13 protein-coding genes and 2 pseudogenes are annotated in these 13575 nt (G+C 43.9%); 2 read left to right on the top strand and 13 right to left on the bottom strand.

The features are described from left to right. Nucleotides 1-382 (bottom strand): annotated as a pseudogene (locus RWJ43_RS03310) (aldose 1-epimerase family protein); the annotation flags it as partial. Between the two features lie 75 nt (nt 383-457). After that, nucleotides 458-1438 (bottom strand): annotated as a pseudogene (pta, locus tag RWJ43_RS03305) (phosphate acetyltransferase). A 238-nt stretch (nt 1439-1676) separates the two neighbouring features. Between pta and glf the strand changes: the two are divergent. Further along, nucleotides 1677-2879 (top strand): UDP-galactopyranose mutase, encoded by a 1203-nt coding sequence (gene glf, locus RWJ43_RS03300; RefSeq protein ID WP_314007727.1) that lies wholly within the window; start codon nt 1677-1679, stop codon nt 2877-2879. 9 nt (nt 2880-2888) lie between these two features. Beyond that, the gene (locus tag RWJ43_RS03295) at nt 2889-3923 is read left to right on the top strand and encodes a glycosyltransferase family 2 protein (protein WP_314007725.1); all 1035 of its coding nucleotides are present in this window, start codon (nt 2889-2891) and stop codon (nt 3921-3923) included. A 77-nt stretch (nt 3924-4000) separates the two neighbouring features. On the opposite strand, the gene RWJ43_RS03290 is transcribed toward RWJ43_RS03295, so the two are convergent. The 11 genes from RWJ43_RS03290 to RWJ43_RS03240 form a co-directional block, all read right to left on the bottom strand. Further along, complete coding sequence (locus RWJ43_RS03290) at nt 4001-4663, bottom strand: Maf family protein (RefSeq protein ID WP_314007722.1); 663 nt, start codon at nt 4661-4663, stop codon at nt 4001-4003. A gap of 109 nt (nt 4664-4772) precedes the next feature. Beyond that, entirely contained in the window at nt 4773-4958 is a 186-nt protein-coding gene (locus tag RWJ43_RS03285) for a ferredoxin (RefSeq protein WP_035433296.1), read from the bottom strand. 239 nt (nt 4959-5197) lie between these two features. Continuing rightward, the gene (locus tag RWJ43_RS03280; RefSeq protein WP_314007719.1) at nt 5198-5683 is read right to left on the bottom strand and encodes a GNAT family N-acetyltransferase; all 486 of its coding nucleotides are present in this window, start codon (nt 5681-5683) and stop codon (nt 5198-5200) included. A 54-nt stretch (nt 5684-5737) separates the two neighbouring features. Beyond that, nucleotides 5738-6865: a VanZ family protein gene (locus RWJ43_RS03275; protein ID WP_314007716.1), complete on the bottom strand. Its 1128-nt coding sequence runs from the start codon at nt 6863-6865 to the stop codon at nt 5738-5740. 13 nt (nt 6866-6878) lie between these two features. Then, nucleotides 6879-8204 (bottom strand): 23S rRNA (uracil(1939)-C(5))-methyltransferase RlmD, encoded by a 1326-nt coding sequence (rlmD, locus tag RWJ43_RS03270; RefSeq protein ID WP_314007714.1) that lies wholly within the window; start codon nt 8202-8204, stop codon nt 6879-6881. Further along, nucleotides 8205-9254, bottom strand: coding sequence for a tryptophan--tRNA ligase (gene trpS / locus RWJ43_RS03265; protein WP_314007711.1), 1050 nt, complete (start codon nt 9252-9254; stop codon nt 8205-8207). It abuts the gene before it with no gap. Nucleotides 9255-9417: 163 nt separating this feature from the next. Beyond that, nucleotides 9418-10602, bottom strand: coding sequence for a hypothetical protein (locus RWJ43_RS03260; RefSeq protein ID WP_314007708.1), 1185 nt, complete (start codon nt 10600-10602; stop codon nt 9418-9420). A 9-nt stretch (nt 10603-10611) separates the two neighbouring features. After that, nucleotides 10612-11298 carry an ABC transporter ATP-binding protein gene (locus tag RWJ43_RS03255; protein ID WP_314007706.1) on the bottom strand — a complete coding sequence of 229 codons (687 nt, stop codon included), beginning with the start codon at nt 11296-11298 and terminating at the stop codon, nt 10612-10614. Then, nucleotides 11291-12445, bottom strand: coding sequence for a hypothetical protein (locus RWJ43_RS03250; protein ID WP_314007703.1), 1155 nt, complete (start codon nt 12443-12445; stop codon nt 11291-11293). The genes RWJ43_RS03255 and RWJ43_RS03250 overlap by 8 nt, the downstream gene beginning before the upstream one ends. A gap of 120 nt (nt 12446-12565) precedes the next feature. Next, the gene (gene pflA / locus RWJ43_RS03245; protein WP_314007700.1) at nt 12566-13369 is read right to left on the bottom strand and encodes a pyruvate formate-lyase-activating protein; all 804 of its coding nucleotides are present in this window, start codon (nt 13367-13369) and stop codon (nt 12566-12568) included. Between the two features lie 13 nt (nt 13370-13382). Next, nucleotides 13383-13575, bottom strand: a 193-nt coding sequence (locus RWJ43_RS03240; protein ID WP_314007697.1) for an autonomous glycyl radical cofactor GrcA, incomplete at its 5' end; no start/stop codon positions are given.

Below are 13575 nucleotides of genomic sequence, written 5' to 3'. Positions count from 1 at the left end.
CCTTATACGATTGTGTCAGTGTATCGCCAGCTACCGAGAAGATCAGCTTAAGTTCAAAGTCATAGGGATAAGACTTGAGAGTCTCTTCGGTACTTTTTAGCTGGAGTGTTACAGAGGTGGTACTCTGTTCGACAACCTCAAACTGGTTGAGGCGAGCAAGTCCATGACGGGCAAGAGAGATGGTGCCTTCTGCAGACTCTGCTTCACCGTCTTTGAGAACGCCAACAATGGGGAAGAGGATGGGAGCACGTCTTGGCCACCAGTTGGAATCTCCTTGCCAGAGGTATTCCGACTCGCCTTTTAGCAAGCTCATGAGCTGCGCGCCCATGGTGTCAATTGAAGCAGTAAGGGAGCCGTTAGAAATAGAAATAATTTCAGACATAGATACCTCCAGCTAAAGAATAAGCCAGCCTCTTTTGAGACTGGCTTAGTATACCAAGTTAGAAGTGCAGAAAGACTAGTTGTTGTCTGCCATCTGAGCCTGAACAGCGGTGATTGCAACAACACCAACAATATCGTCAGCGGAGCAACCACGAGAGAGGTCGTTAACAGGACGAGCAATGCCCTGAAGAATTGGACCGTATGCCTCAGCACCACTGAAGCGCTGAACAAGCTTGTAGCCAATGTTTCCAGCCTCAAGGTTAGGGAAGACCAGGATGTTTGCGTTTCCTGCAACCTTAGAGAATGGGGCCTTGAGCTTACCAACCTCAGGAACAAGAGCTGCGTCAAGCTGAAGATCACCGTCGAGTGCAAGCTCAGCGTTCTTCTCGTGAGCAAGCTTTGTGGCCTCCTGGACCTACTCCGCAGATGCACCGCCAGCAGAGCCCATAGTGGAGTAGGAGAGCATGGCAACGCGAGGCTCGTCGCTCATGAATGCGCGCCAAGAATCAGCGGAAGCAAGAGCAATCTCGGATAGCTCCTCTGCAGATGGATCAATGTTAAGACCGCAGTCAGCAAAGAGCAGGGTGCCGTCCTCACCAAAGTCAGTTGAAGTGCTCATGATAAAGAATGCAGAAACAAGCTTGGTACCAGGAGCGGTCTTGATGATCTGCAGTGCAGGCCTTAGGGTGTTTGCGGTAGAGTGGCAAGCGCCAGAAACCAGGCCGTCAGCGTCGCCCATCTTAACCATCATGGTTGCAAAGTAGGTAGCGTCATTCATCTGCTTGCGAGCTTCCTCAATGGTGACGCCCTTGCGAGCACGAAGTTCAGCAAACTTCTGAGCATATGCCTCATGGCGCTCGTCAGTAGCAGGATCTACCACAGTTGCTCCTGGAACATCAATCTGCTCAGGATTGCCCAGAATAATGACCTTTGCAATACCTTCTGCAACAATCTTCTTAGCTGCATCGATGGTACGCTGGTCCTCGCCCTCTGGAAGAACAATAGTCTTTACGTCGGACTTAGCGGTTTCTTTCATACGGTCAAGAAACTTGCTCATGTGTCGTGCTCCAATCATACTTTGACATCTGTGCCTCGTTGAATTTTGCACTTCTCAGCTTGTAGTTTGTATAAAAGCTAGACACAAAAAGCCAAGAAATGCATTTTCATACCAGTTGCATATTTTACGCCTAACGGCAGAGCTTTGCGCCCCGCGTGGCTCACTTTATAGACGCGTGTTAAAATGAGTGAAGTTTCACATACAAATCCTGCGCACTTAGGCGCACACGGAGGTTTACATGTCTATCAATCATGGTCTTCCTGCCGGTTTTAACCCCGACAACTACGATGTTATTGTTGTTGGAGCTGGCTATGCAGGCGCAGTTGTTGCTCGTCGTATGGCAGAAAACTGCAATTCAAAGGTGGCAATCTTTGAGCGCAGAAATCACATTGCCGGCAACGCTTACGATCGCCTTGATGACGCGGGCGTTCTTGTTCACGAGTACGGTCCACACATCTATCACACCATGAGTGACCGCGTTCACCAGTTCCTCTCGCGCTTTACTGAGTGGACTAACTACCAGCACAAAGTTCTAGCAAACATTAACGGCCAGCTGATGCCTGTTCCTTTTAACCACCAGTCTTTGAAGCTTGCCTTTGGAGAAGAGCGTGGCGAGAAACTCTATCAGAAGCTGGTTCTTACGTTTGGTGAGAACGTTAAAGTTCCTATCATGGAGCTTCGCGAGAAGAACGATCCAGATCTGGAAGAGATTGCTGACTACGTTTACGAGAACGTTTTTCTGCACTACACCATGAAGCAGTGGGGTAAGACTCCAGACCAGATTGACAAGTCCATCACGGGCCGCGTTCCAATCTTTGTTGGTGATGACGACCGCTATTTCCCAGGTGCAACCTATCAGGGCATGCCAAAAGAGGGCTACACCAAGCTCTTTGAAAACATGCTTGACCATGACTTGATTGACGTCTTTTTGGATGTTGATGTTCGTGACATCATGAAGCTCAGCGCTTCTAACGTGTCTGTTTGCGAGAAACCATTTGCAGGTGAGGTAATCTACACCGGACCTCTGGATGAGCTCTTCAACCTTGATCAGGGTGCTCTGCCTTATCGTACGCTTGATATGCAGTTTGAGACGCTTGATCAGGACCAGTTCCAGCCTGTTGGTACCGTCAATTACACTACCAGCGAGGACTTTACTCGTATCACTGAGTTTAAGAACATGACTGGTCAGGTTCTTCCTGGTAAAACTACCATCATGCGTGAGTACTCACACGCATATGTTCCAGAGAGTGGTCAGACTCCTTATTACGCTATTCTCGAGCCAGAAAATCAGGAGCTCTATCGCTCTTACAAGGAGCGCACTTCTGGCATTCTGAACTTCCACGCAGTTGGTCGCCTTGCTGAGTATCGTTACTACGATATGGATGGCGTTGTTGCTTCTGCACTGGAACTCTCTGACGAGCTTATTGCTCATCAGGCATAGGGAGCTTGCATGAAAAAGACAATCACTTTTGGTATTCCATGCTATAACTCTTCGGAGTACATGGATCACTGTATTGAGTCTATTCTTGAGGGCTCTGATTATGCCGATGACGTGCAGATTGTTATTGTTGACGACGGTTCTGTAAAAGATGACACTGCTGCTAAGGCTGATGCATGGCAGGAGCGTTATCCAAACATCATTAAGGCAGTCCATCAGGAAAACGGCGGCCACGGCATTGCTGTTATGAAGGCTGTTTCTCATGCTGATGGCGTGTACTTCAAAAACATTGACTCAGATGACTGGGTAGATGGTGATGCTCTGAAGACCTTCCTTCAGCAACTTCGTACTTTTATTGCCTCCGATAACCCTGTTGACCTGGTACTCTCAAACTACGTCTACGAGCACGTTGAGGATAATACCCAAAACTTTGTAGACTATCGCGACGCGGTTCCTACTAACAAGATTATTGGCTGGGAAGAGATTGGCCGCTTCAAGCTGTCTCAGTACCTTCTGATGCACGCAATTACGTACCGCGTTGAGGTTCTGCGCTCTGCAAACATTCAGATGCCTGAGCACACTTTCTATGTAGATAATGTTTACGCCTACGTTCCATTCCCTAAGGTAAAGACCATCTACTACGTGGACGTTGACCTGTATCGTTACTTCATTGGCCGAGACGATCAATCAGTTAACGAGAAGGTCTTAACAAGCCGCGTTGATCACTACTGGCGCGTAGCGCGCAATATGATGCACGCATATCACATCTACGACGATATCTCTTCTCCACGTCTTCAGACGTACATGATGAGTTACTTCACTATCATCATGGCTATCTGCTCAGTTTTCTCTAAGATGAGCGACCGTGAGGACGCTATGGACCAGCTTGAGGAGCTCTGGGATGAGCTTCGCGCTTATGACAAGAAGATGTACCGCAAGGCTCGCTACGGTCTTGTAGGCACTGCTACAAACCTTCCTGGTAAGATTGGTAAGACGGTTACCATTGGTGGCTATCGTGTAGCTCAGAAGGTTGTTAAGTTCAACTAAATGTTTGAGCAAATCTAAAAAGCAAAAACCCTCGTATTCAAGATGATACGAGGGTTTTCTTTATCTACAGAGGTGCTTTAGTGCTTACGACCCGCAAGGGCATGCTCTAGATAGTCATGATTGCCGGTAAATTTAACCAGCTCGCGAGAAAGCAAAGAGACGGGAAGTCCCACGACATTCTCGTAATCTCCCTGAATACTCTGAACCAGATAGCGACCATTTCCCTGAATGCCGTAAGCTCCAGCCTTGTCCATTGGCTCGCCCGAGGTAACGTAGGCAGCAATCTCGTCTTCAGAGAGTTCAAAGAACGTGACGTCAGTAGTCTCCACAAACGCTACGGCAACAACAGAGGGCGCTCCGTTAGGAGAGGGGGACTTGAAGGCCTTAAAGCGGCGCAGAGCAACACCAGTGGATACGTGGTGAGTCTGACCAGAAAGCTTAGAAAGCATGCGTTTGGCGTCTTCAGCGTCTGCGGGCTTGCCAAAAACCTGGCCGTCGTCTGTCCAGACAATGGTGTCTGCCGCAAGGACAATCTCATTGTTGAGCTGCTCAAAGTTAGGCTGCTCCATGAGCTTATAACACACTGCAATGGCTTTTTCTTGAGCCAGGCGCTTTACCAGCGCAAGGGGTTTCTCGTCAACTTTTTGAGCTTCATCAATATCAGCAGGCATAATCTGCGGATCTATTCCCATAGACTGCATAAGCTCAAGACGCCTAGGGGATTGTGATGCAAGAATCATATGTGTTCCTATCATTTGAGGTTTTGCTGATACTGTACCCAAAAAAGAAGCCTGATAGGCGAGAAACCCATCAGGCTTATTTGCTAAGAAAGAAAAGCTAAGCTAAAAACTAGTCAAGCTCAATAGCGGTGACTGGGCAGCCGTCGCAAGCCTCCTGTGCTGCGTCCTCTGCAGCCTCAGGAACCTCTTCCTCAATAGCGTGAGCAAGACCGTCGTCGCCGATCTCGAATACCTCAGGAGCAGTGCTCTCGCAGAGACCGCAACCGATGCAATCCTCATTAACTGTTGCCTTCATAATACATTCCTCTCCGTATCTCGAGCCCCTTACTCGAGTAATACTTATCTTGCATTCAAGAGTACTTGATTGCAATGTATTTTTTACACGTTTCTTTGCTGTTATGCAACAACAAAGGCGCAGATAATTGAAAGAACATTACTTGAAGTGGTAAGTGCACATCTGACCTGCATATATAAAAGGTTTAATTTTTAGTACAATCACTCCAATTAGTACAACTGTCTTATTGAGGAACTCTTTTATAGCTCTTTTTTGAGCATAACAATTTCGCTAGTTCTGTACTCTTCAACAAATCCATTCTTTAAAAACATAGTGACCGATGGATTATCTATGGCAACATCATCGTAGAGCAGCTTAATGCCGTTCTGTTTAGCAGCGTTACAGAGCAGATATAATCCAATGCTGCCATAGCCCCTTTTTCTAAATGGTGCGTAGACTATGACATCTGCCATATAGAGATTTTGATCACTGTCGTAATGGTAGGCGACCTCTCCAATAAAATGGCCGCCGCCATCCTTTAAATACCTGTAATAACGTTTATTCTTATGCTTTACAATCCAAAAATCATACCAGCCATGCCACACTTCTTTTGGAAAGGGAATTGTTCCTCCCCAGGCATGGTTGTATGACATCGTTTCTTCATCTGCCATCATCTTCTGGCGAAACCAAAGATCTTCTAAAGACGGTGTATAAAGGGTAATAGGGCTTTCGCTTTCTTCTTTCATCAGTAGATCCACGTGTCCCTTTCTTGTCTGTTTTTGGAAACACATTTGATACTCTTAAATGTCTTTTTTAGCCTCTACTTGAGTTTCAACCGTATCAATTTCTGCAGGCTGTTCATTTTGTACTGTGCTTGTGTAGTAGGTGCCCAACAGTCGATCAAACAAGAAGCGCCTGTTCATAAGCATCAGTACGACAGTAATGATAAAGAAAAGAATTAAAGAAACAAACAAAATAGGGATTAGCTCCAGGAAGAGCAATGAGTCTGGAGTCTTATTAAACTCATTAGTCAAAAACAGCAGGCCGTTAGGAATCAGGTAGAAATAGATTGTGATGAGCAGACCTCTTAGCATGGTGCGAGAAACTCTTTGCTTCTTGTATGAGAGTTTAAAACGTAATAAGGCGCTTCCAAGTGTTTTGCCATTAAAGAGTGGAACTATGGCAAAGTAGAGAGCAATAAAGAGCGAAAAAGGAAGTGTGGTGTTTGAGAGGTTATAAGGGATGGACACAATAAATGTATCAATGAGCAGTGATAGGCCAACACGAATTTGTGTAACCTGCGAACCAGCCTCAAGCGCTTCCTTGTCAATTTTATCCCTTGAAGGTAACAACCACATTGCTAATGCTCCGAGAGCGTAACCAATGCAGCCACCTGTGGTGTTTTGAATAATATCGTCAATATCGGCAAGACGATAAGGTCCTGGATATAAGAAATAAAGACCTGAGAGCTGAGTTAGTTCAAAGAACAAGCTAAGAAGTGCAGTAAGCAAAAGTGTCTTTTTGAAACTACATTTGAAGTAATAACGAAGATACATGCCAAAAGGTATAAGCATTAAAACATTAAAAGCAGGAACGTAAAACGTTGGATCCTTTACTGACAAAATCCACGTAGCAGGCTTAGAAATTTCAAAAGGACTTTCTTTTAAGAAATCCAAAACAAAGGAAAAGGGAACCAGGTTAAGCATCTGCGTGTAGGTGGAATGAATCGTATCAGGATTTGGCAGCGGCAGAATTACCAGGAAGTACATGGTAAGTAAATACAGGATAAAGGAGTACAAAATCAAGGTTCTAAGCTTATTGACAGAACCGTATTTCCGGTAGTTGATAATCATGTAGGGCAAGGTAATCAAAAATGCCAAAAAAGGGAAGACGAGCATGGCAATTTTGATGGAATTTATATATCCCATTGGACCTCCGAACTTATATCCGTTTAAGCAGGCAAACGTTTTCCACATGGAAGGTCTGTGGGAATAGGTCTACTGGTGTGACGCTCACAGGTTTGTATGAGCCAATCTCAACAAAGCGCTTAAGGTCACGCGCAAGTGTTGCGGGATCACAGGAAACATATGCAATGGCACGTGCAGGCTGTTCAGAAAGCTGCTGTATTACTTCAGGAGCAAGGCCCGCACGAGGTGGGTCAACAATAATAACGTCAGCATCTGTATCAGGGAATTCTCTACCTGCGTCTCCGCCTACTGCGTCAACGCTATCAAGCTTTGCCAATTCAAGGTTTCGACGAAGATCTCTAACAGCTGGACCATAGGCCTCAACAGCAGAAACAAATTCTGCACGTTTTGCCAGAGGAAGCGTGAAGGTTCCCGCTCCACAATAAAGGTCCATAGCCTCATCGTCTGGCTGAACATCCAAACCAGAAAGTACAAGCTCAACGAGTTTCTCGGCACCCTTGGTATTGACCTGGAAAAAAGAAGGAGCAGAAAGCTGCATTTTCTGGCCGTCAATGAGCTCGCTCCATGAGCCTGAGCCACTTAGGCGCTCTACACCTACAACACGACGTGCTTTACTGGGGCCTTTGGTCATAACACGAACAACGCTTGTTGCCTTGACTGCATCAGTTAAAATGCGCGCCACTTGTGTGCGTGGGAAGCCGCTCGGAGCGGTCCAGAGCGCCACCTCAAGCTCTTTAGTGCGTCTAGACACTCTGATGCCAATACGTTCTATATCAAGCTCGTGAGAGCCCGAGAGATAGGAGAGGGCGCCGCTTACGGCACCAACAGCCTTCTGGTTGCTCTTATCTAAGAGCGGACAGTCTTTAATGCGAACAATGTCCTGTCCATTAGGTGCATACATACCTACCAGCGTTTTATTGCCATTGCGCTTAAATGCCAGTTCAATTTTGTTGCGATAGCCCCATGGTTCACCAGGAGAAACAATGTCTTTAACCAGCTCAGAAACATCGTCGTGTGAAAAATGCCCAATGCGTTCAAGAGCAGATATCACGCCGTTGCGTTTCTCGACAAGTTGCTGCTCATAGAGTATGTTGCCCCATGGAGTAGCGCCTGTGAGCGCTACAAATGGATTGGGTTGAGGGTCTCTGAATGCAGATGCTTCCAAAACCTTTACAAGTTGTGCGCGAGAAAACCTGTCTGTATCCTCGGTAATCTGTACACTAACGGTATCTCCAGGGACGGCGCCTCCAGAGATAAAGACCGTTTTACCTTCTGATGTATGGGCAATAGCGTCTGGACCATAGCTCATACGCTCTACATGTAAGGTGAGCTCAGACACTTAGTAGACCATTCCCATGGCTTCGCGAACCTCGTCGAGCGTGGCGTTAGCAATAACGTTAGCACGAGCGTTTCCGTCGTGGAGGATATCGCGAATAAGATCTGGCTGAGCTGCAAACTCTGCACGCCTCTGACGAATTGGCTCAAAATAGGTGTTAACGGCATCGATGACGTAAGCCTTGAGTGCTCCGCCGCCGCCCATGCCAATCTCGTCAGCAATCTCTTTTGGATCACGGCCAGTACAAATGCCAGCAGTGGTGAGAAGCGCAGAGACACCAGGACGGTTGTCTGGGTCAAAGGTAATCATGCGCTCTGAGTCAGTCTTGGACTTTTTAATGAGCTTAGCGGTTTCTTCAGCTGTCATAGAAAGCGAGATAGCATTGCCATAAGACTTACTCATCTTGCGGCCATCAAGACCAGGAATCAATGGGGTAGAGGTAAGAAGACCAGAAACCTCTGGGAATACTTTTCCATAGCGCTCGTTAAAGCGACGTGCAATCTTAGAGGTAATCTCAATGTGAGGCAACTGATCGCGACCAACAGGAACAACATTTCCTTTGCAGAAAAGAATGTCGCATGCCTGGTGAACAGGATAAGTGAGGAGAAGACCGGTGAGAGCATGTCCAGATGCTTCCTGCTCTGCCTTAACAGTTGGATTTCTATGAAGCTCAGACTCGGTAACAAGTGAGAGGAACGGCAACATGAGCTGATTGAGAGCTGGGACTGCAGAATGCGTGAAAATCATGGTTTTCTCTGGATCAATTCCGCAGGCCAGATAATCAATAACCATATTGTAGACATTGTCTGCAATATGCTCAGTGGTGTCTCTGTCTGTAATGACCTGGTAGTCAGCAATAATAATATTGGTATGAACACCAAGATTTTGGAGTCTTACGCGCTCAACAATAGTGCCAAAGTAATGGCCAAGGTGAAGTCTTCCAGTAGGACGGTCACCAGTAAGCATGTTGTACTTTCCTGCATGCTCGGCTAAATCCGCCTGGATTTCATCAGAACGGCGTACAGCTGCTTCATAACTGCCTTCATTTGGCATAGTGACTCCTTGAAGTAAATTAATGCGTGAACTTAGTAAGTTTACCGCATTCCAAGCTATGGTTTAAATAATGAGTTAATAATCGCCGAAAACGATACGCCGACTTTCGCCGGCGTATCTAACAAGGATGCTGTCAATTGAAAGCCTATGTTTTAGTTGTTTATCAATCTTCATTACTAGCCCCTTTCGTTTGACAGCATCCTTGTGTTATCAATTTGCTTTTTATAACTGCTTTATTAACTAAAGCAATAATTACAGTCATAAGTATCAAGATGAAGGTCCATAGAAGCGTTTCGAGACAAACTTCAAAATACGAAATTCTTCCAGACTTAAATACATCTGTGGTAGGGAAGATTTCTAAGGCTCCCACTATTGACTTAGAATCTAAATATGTGAGTGGTATCCATTTGATAATTGACTGTTGAAAGTCTCGAGTTAAGAAATATTTTGGATAAAACGGGATGCATAACAGGGTGAAGATTATCAGAAGAGAAATAGTTGGCTCTTTAGAAATAGTCAAGAGCAATTCATAGCAGGCGACGACTAGAATCGAAAACAAAAAAATGAGTATAAGCTGTGATGTGATTACTTGAAGCGCGGACGAATAAATAATTTCGCCACCTCTTCTAAATACGACAGGGTAATCTGGTCGTCCTAAACCATTACGGACCAGTGCATATAAAAGTAATGGTGCAATAGAAATAGCGAACGAAATCATTCCTGTGAAAAGAATAGATAGGCATTTTGATATATGAAATCTTACAAGGGTTAGCTGCCTATTTCCCAATAGCTTATTTCTATGACTACTTTTTGCGGCGATAAATGAAAATATACCGATAGCTGCATAAATGACTAGTGATGTTCTATTTAAAAACAGAGACGCCATCATTTCAATCAAAGGGTATTGTTGCGCGTCTTTGTAGAGTGCGCTATTTCCCAATCGCGAAAGATGCTCATAGTATAGTTGCTTAGCCTGCAAATCGTATATGGATTCTGCTGTGCGAAGCCCATTTTGCGCATCTTCTAGTTGGTTATTTAAGAAATCTAAGTATCTTTGTACAAAATCTAAACTATCCTGACTGTTTGCCAGAGCATAGGTTATTGAGAGTTTTTTAGTTAATTGAATTAAGTCATCGTTAGGAATCTGTTGCTCTACCCCTTCCTCGTATTCTCTCTTGTAATTTAAATAGGTTTCATTAAAAACCTCACGCGAATTCCAGTCTATAAACCATGTAGACTCAGATGGCTGAATAAGAATAGAAGAAAAATAAGCTGTTAAGACACAAATTACTAGCCATGTGAAAGGGTGTTTCATCAATAGCTTCATATTAGATGTTAGGTGCCACATATAAGCTCCTTATTTAGCTGAGCAGTCAAACAACTTGTGATATAAAGACCTCGATTCTTTGCATGTATTAACTTGCTGTAGTGTTTTGTTTTTTATGAATATAAAGGAGTTGCACACTCTATCTAATTCTTCTGGCAAGTGAGAGGAAATGATAATGCAAGCACCATGCTCTGCCAGTGTTTGAATTAGATGTGAACTATATTCTGCATGTTGTATATCAAGTGCATTAAGCGGTTCATCTAAGAGAATGTAAGGCGATTGCGAAACAAAGGCCATAGCAAGCTGTAGTTGCATTTTCATTCCCTGAGAGAATCTGCTGATTCTTTGAGATTTTAGATTTAATGCGTCGAGCATTTTAAGGGGAGTATCAATATCAGCCTCTGATCTCCATATCTTTTTGACAAGTTCTAGGTGGAATTTTCCATTCATTGTTGGATATAAAATTGAATTATCTTCAGGCGAGTAATAGATCTTTTGAGCATAAATATCTGTATCGATACTTGATATTTCATCACAAGTTATTACTCCTGATTTTAATAAACCGATATCCCCATTTAGAGTTTTTAGCAGGGTACTCTTTCCAAAGCCATTTGGAGCCATGAGTCCGTAGACTCTCCCTGGCTTAAATGAAAAGGTAACATTATTCAAGATAACCTTGTCTTTATAGCCTATTGAAACATCATTGAGATTAAGCATTTTTTATTTCACCCACTAAGTCTGCTTGTAATAATTTTCTGAGTTTATTGATTCCGATCGTTATGAAAATAATTAAAACAGCCCATAGTATGAATATGAGTAACCCATATAAAGGTTGAGGTTGAGCATAGTCAATCTTGTTTGTAAAAAATTGAACATCTCCAACAAAGCCGACTATTGCACCAATATCTAAATAACCAATAGGTAGGTACTCAATCCACCCTAAAAGTAAATGATATGAAGAATGGCCCATTGCAAAGATAGATGAACAAATTACAAGCAAATAGATAACTAGAGGAATAAGAAACTTACGGGTAATAGAGAATGCGCAGATCAAAACTAAGGACACAAACATGTTAGTTACCGCGGTATATATAACGGACCAAACGGCACACTGGAGAGCATCTGAAGTGTAAATGGTTCCTGCCTGAACTAGAACAACAGGATAAGAAGCTAATCCAATCCCGTTATGCATCAATTCAATGGTAAGTAGGGGAATATACGAACAGAGACAGATGCTGGAGGCAATAATCGTAGACGCGCCGATACATCCAGAAAGACGCTTCAGGTAAGGTATTTGATCTTTTCCAAGAAGTTTTTCTCGAGAAGTGATTTGAGCTAAAGCAATGAAGGTTCCAATTGCTGGCAGAAATCTTAAAACAATAGGCAATCTATTTAATGAGTATGAAATTGAGTGTATAGCTGGTAATTTACTCTCAGTCTCATATTGATTACTTAATGGAACTTGCTGCATCTTTTGAGAAAATGCTTTCTGAGCTAAATAATAAAAGTCATTATCGTAGAGCCTAAGAGCTAAATTGTTTGATAACACAAATGAATAGTAGGTTAAGCTTGCTTGATAGAATTGCTCGCTTGTTGTGGCAAGCCTAACGTTCCCTAACAGCTCTATTTGCTTTTCAAGGGTTTTAAAACTTTCCGATGAGCGCTGATCAGAGCCGTAACTTTCCGCTTGTTTGACAAGGTAATCGTATTCATCGCTTACAACACCATTGCGAGCAAAATTTATGCTATATATATCTAGATTTGTAAAAACCGGAATTAGTAAAAGAGCCGCAAAAATACAGGTAGCAAGCCATAACAAAGGTTGCCTAATAGCTGTTTTGATAAGACTCCTGCAATACCACATATCTCCTCCTCAGATGAGAAAAGATAAGTGCTACTTTGTAAGAACTTTACTCTTATTTGAAATTTTTTTCAATATTTATTATTTTGGTAAAAGATTATCTAAGTAGAAGTGTTTTAACATCTACTGTTTTCCAAGCTTTTTGCGTTCAAGGGCACGAGCAATAAGGATTTGCTTGCGCAGCTCAGGAATCTTTTTGCCATCCATGGCAGGAGTGCCAGCAAGTTTGTAAGGGATGCCTAGCTCTTCGTACTTTTTTACACCCATTACGTGGTAGGGCAGTACATCTAGTCCAATAACATTATCCCAATGAGCAATAATCCTACCAACACCTGCAAGCTCTTCTGTTGTATCAGTAATGCCAGGTACTACTACATGTCTGATAAGAACTTTAATACCTCTACGATTAAGCTCATCGCCAAACGCAAGTGGTCTTTCTGAGCCAACTTCGCAAAGACTAATGTGACCCTTTGGATCAGAGTGTTTGATATCAAGAAGCACTAAATCAGTGTTATCAAGCACGCGCTCAAATTTCTCTGGAGTATCTGGATTGTATGCGACGCCAGAAGAATCAAGACAAGTATGAATACGCCCACGAGAGTCATTATGCGCTGCCTCAAAAAGAGCTCCAACAAACTCTGGTTGAGCAAGCGGTTCTCCGCCAGTAGCCGTAATTCCACCGTTTCTATAAAAGGCTCTATTACGGTTAAAGGTGGTAAGAATTTCTTTTACTGATTTTTCTGTTCCAATACCAAATTGCCAGGTATCTGGGTTATGACAATAGGCACAGCGCATGGGACACCCCTGGGTAAATACAACCAGGCGAGTTCCAGGGCCATCTACGGTACCGAAGGTCTCAATAGAGTGGACCCGCCCACAAACTGTGAGCGGGTCATTGAGATCCATGTGAGTATCAGAACAAGACATGGACAAGAAATCCTTAGAGAGCGTCGTGGAAGGTACGAGAAATAACGTCGTCCTGCTGCTCTTTGGTAAGGGAGTTGAACTTAACAGCGTAACCAGAAACGCGAATGGTCAGCTGAGGATACTTCTCTGGGTGTGCCTGAGCATCAAGAAGAGTGTCCTTAGTAAATACGTTAACGTTGAGGTGATGACCGCCCTTCTCGGCATAG

Origin of the sequence: Lancefieldella parvula, from assembly GCF_963530955.1 — a bacterium.
Taxonomy (GTDB): domain Bacteria; phylum Actinomycetota; class Coriobacteriia; order Coriobacteriales; family Atopobiaceae; genus Lancefieldella; species Lancefieldella parvula_A.
Note: the sequence above shows the minus strand (reverse complement) of the source record. Positions and strands in the feature narration are given on the sequence as shown.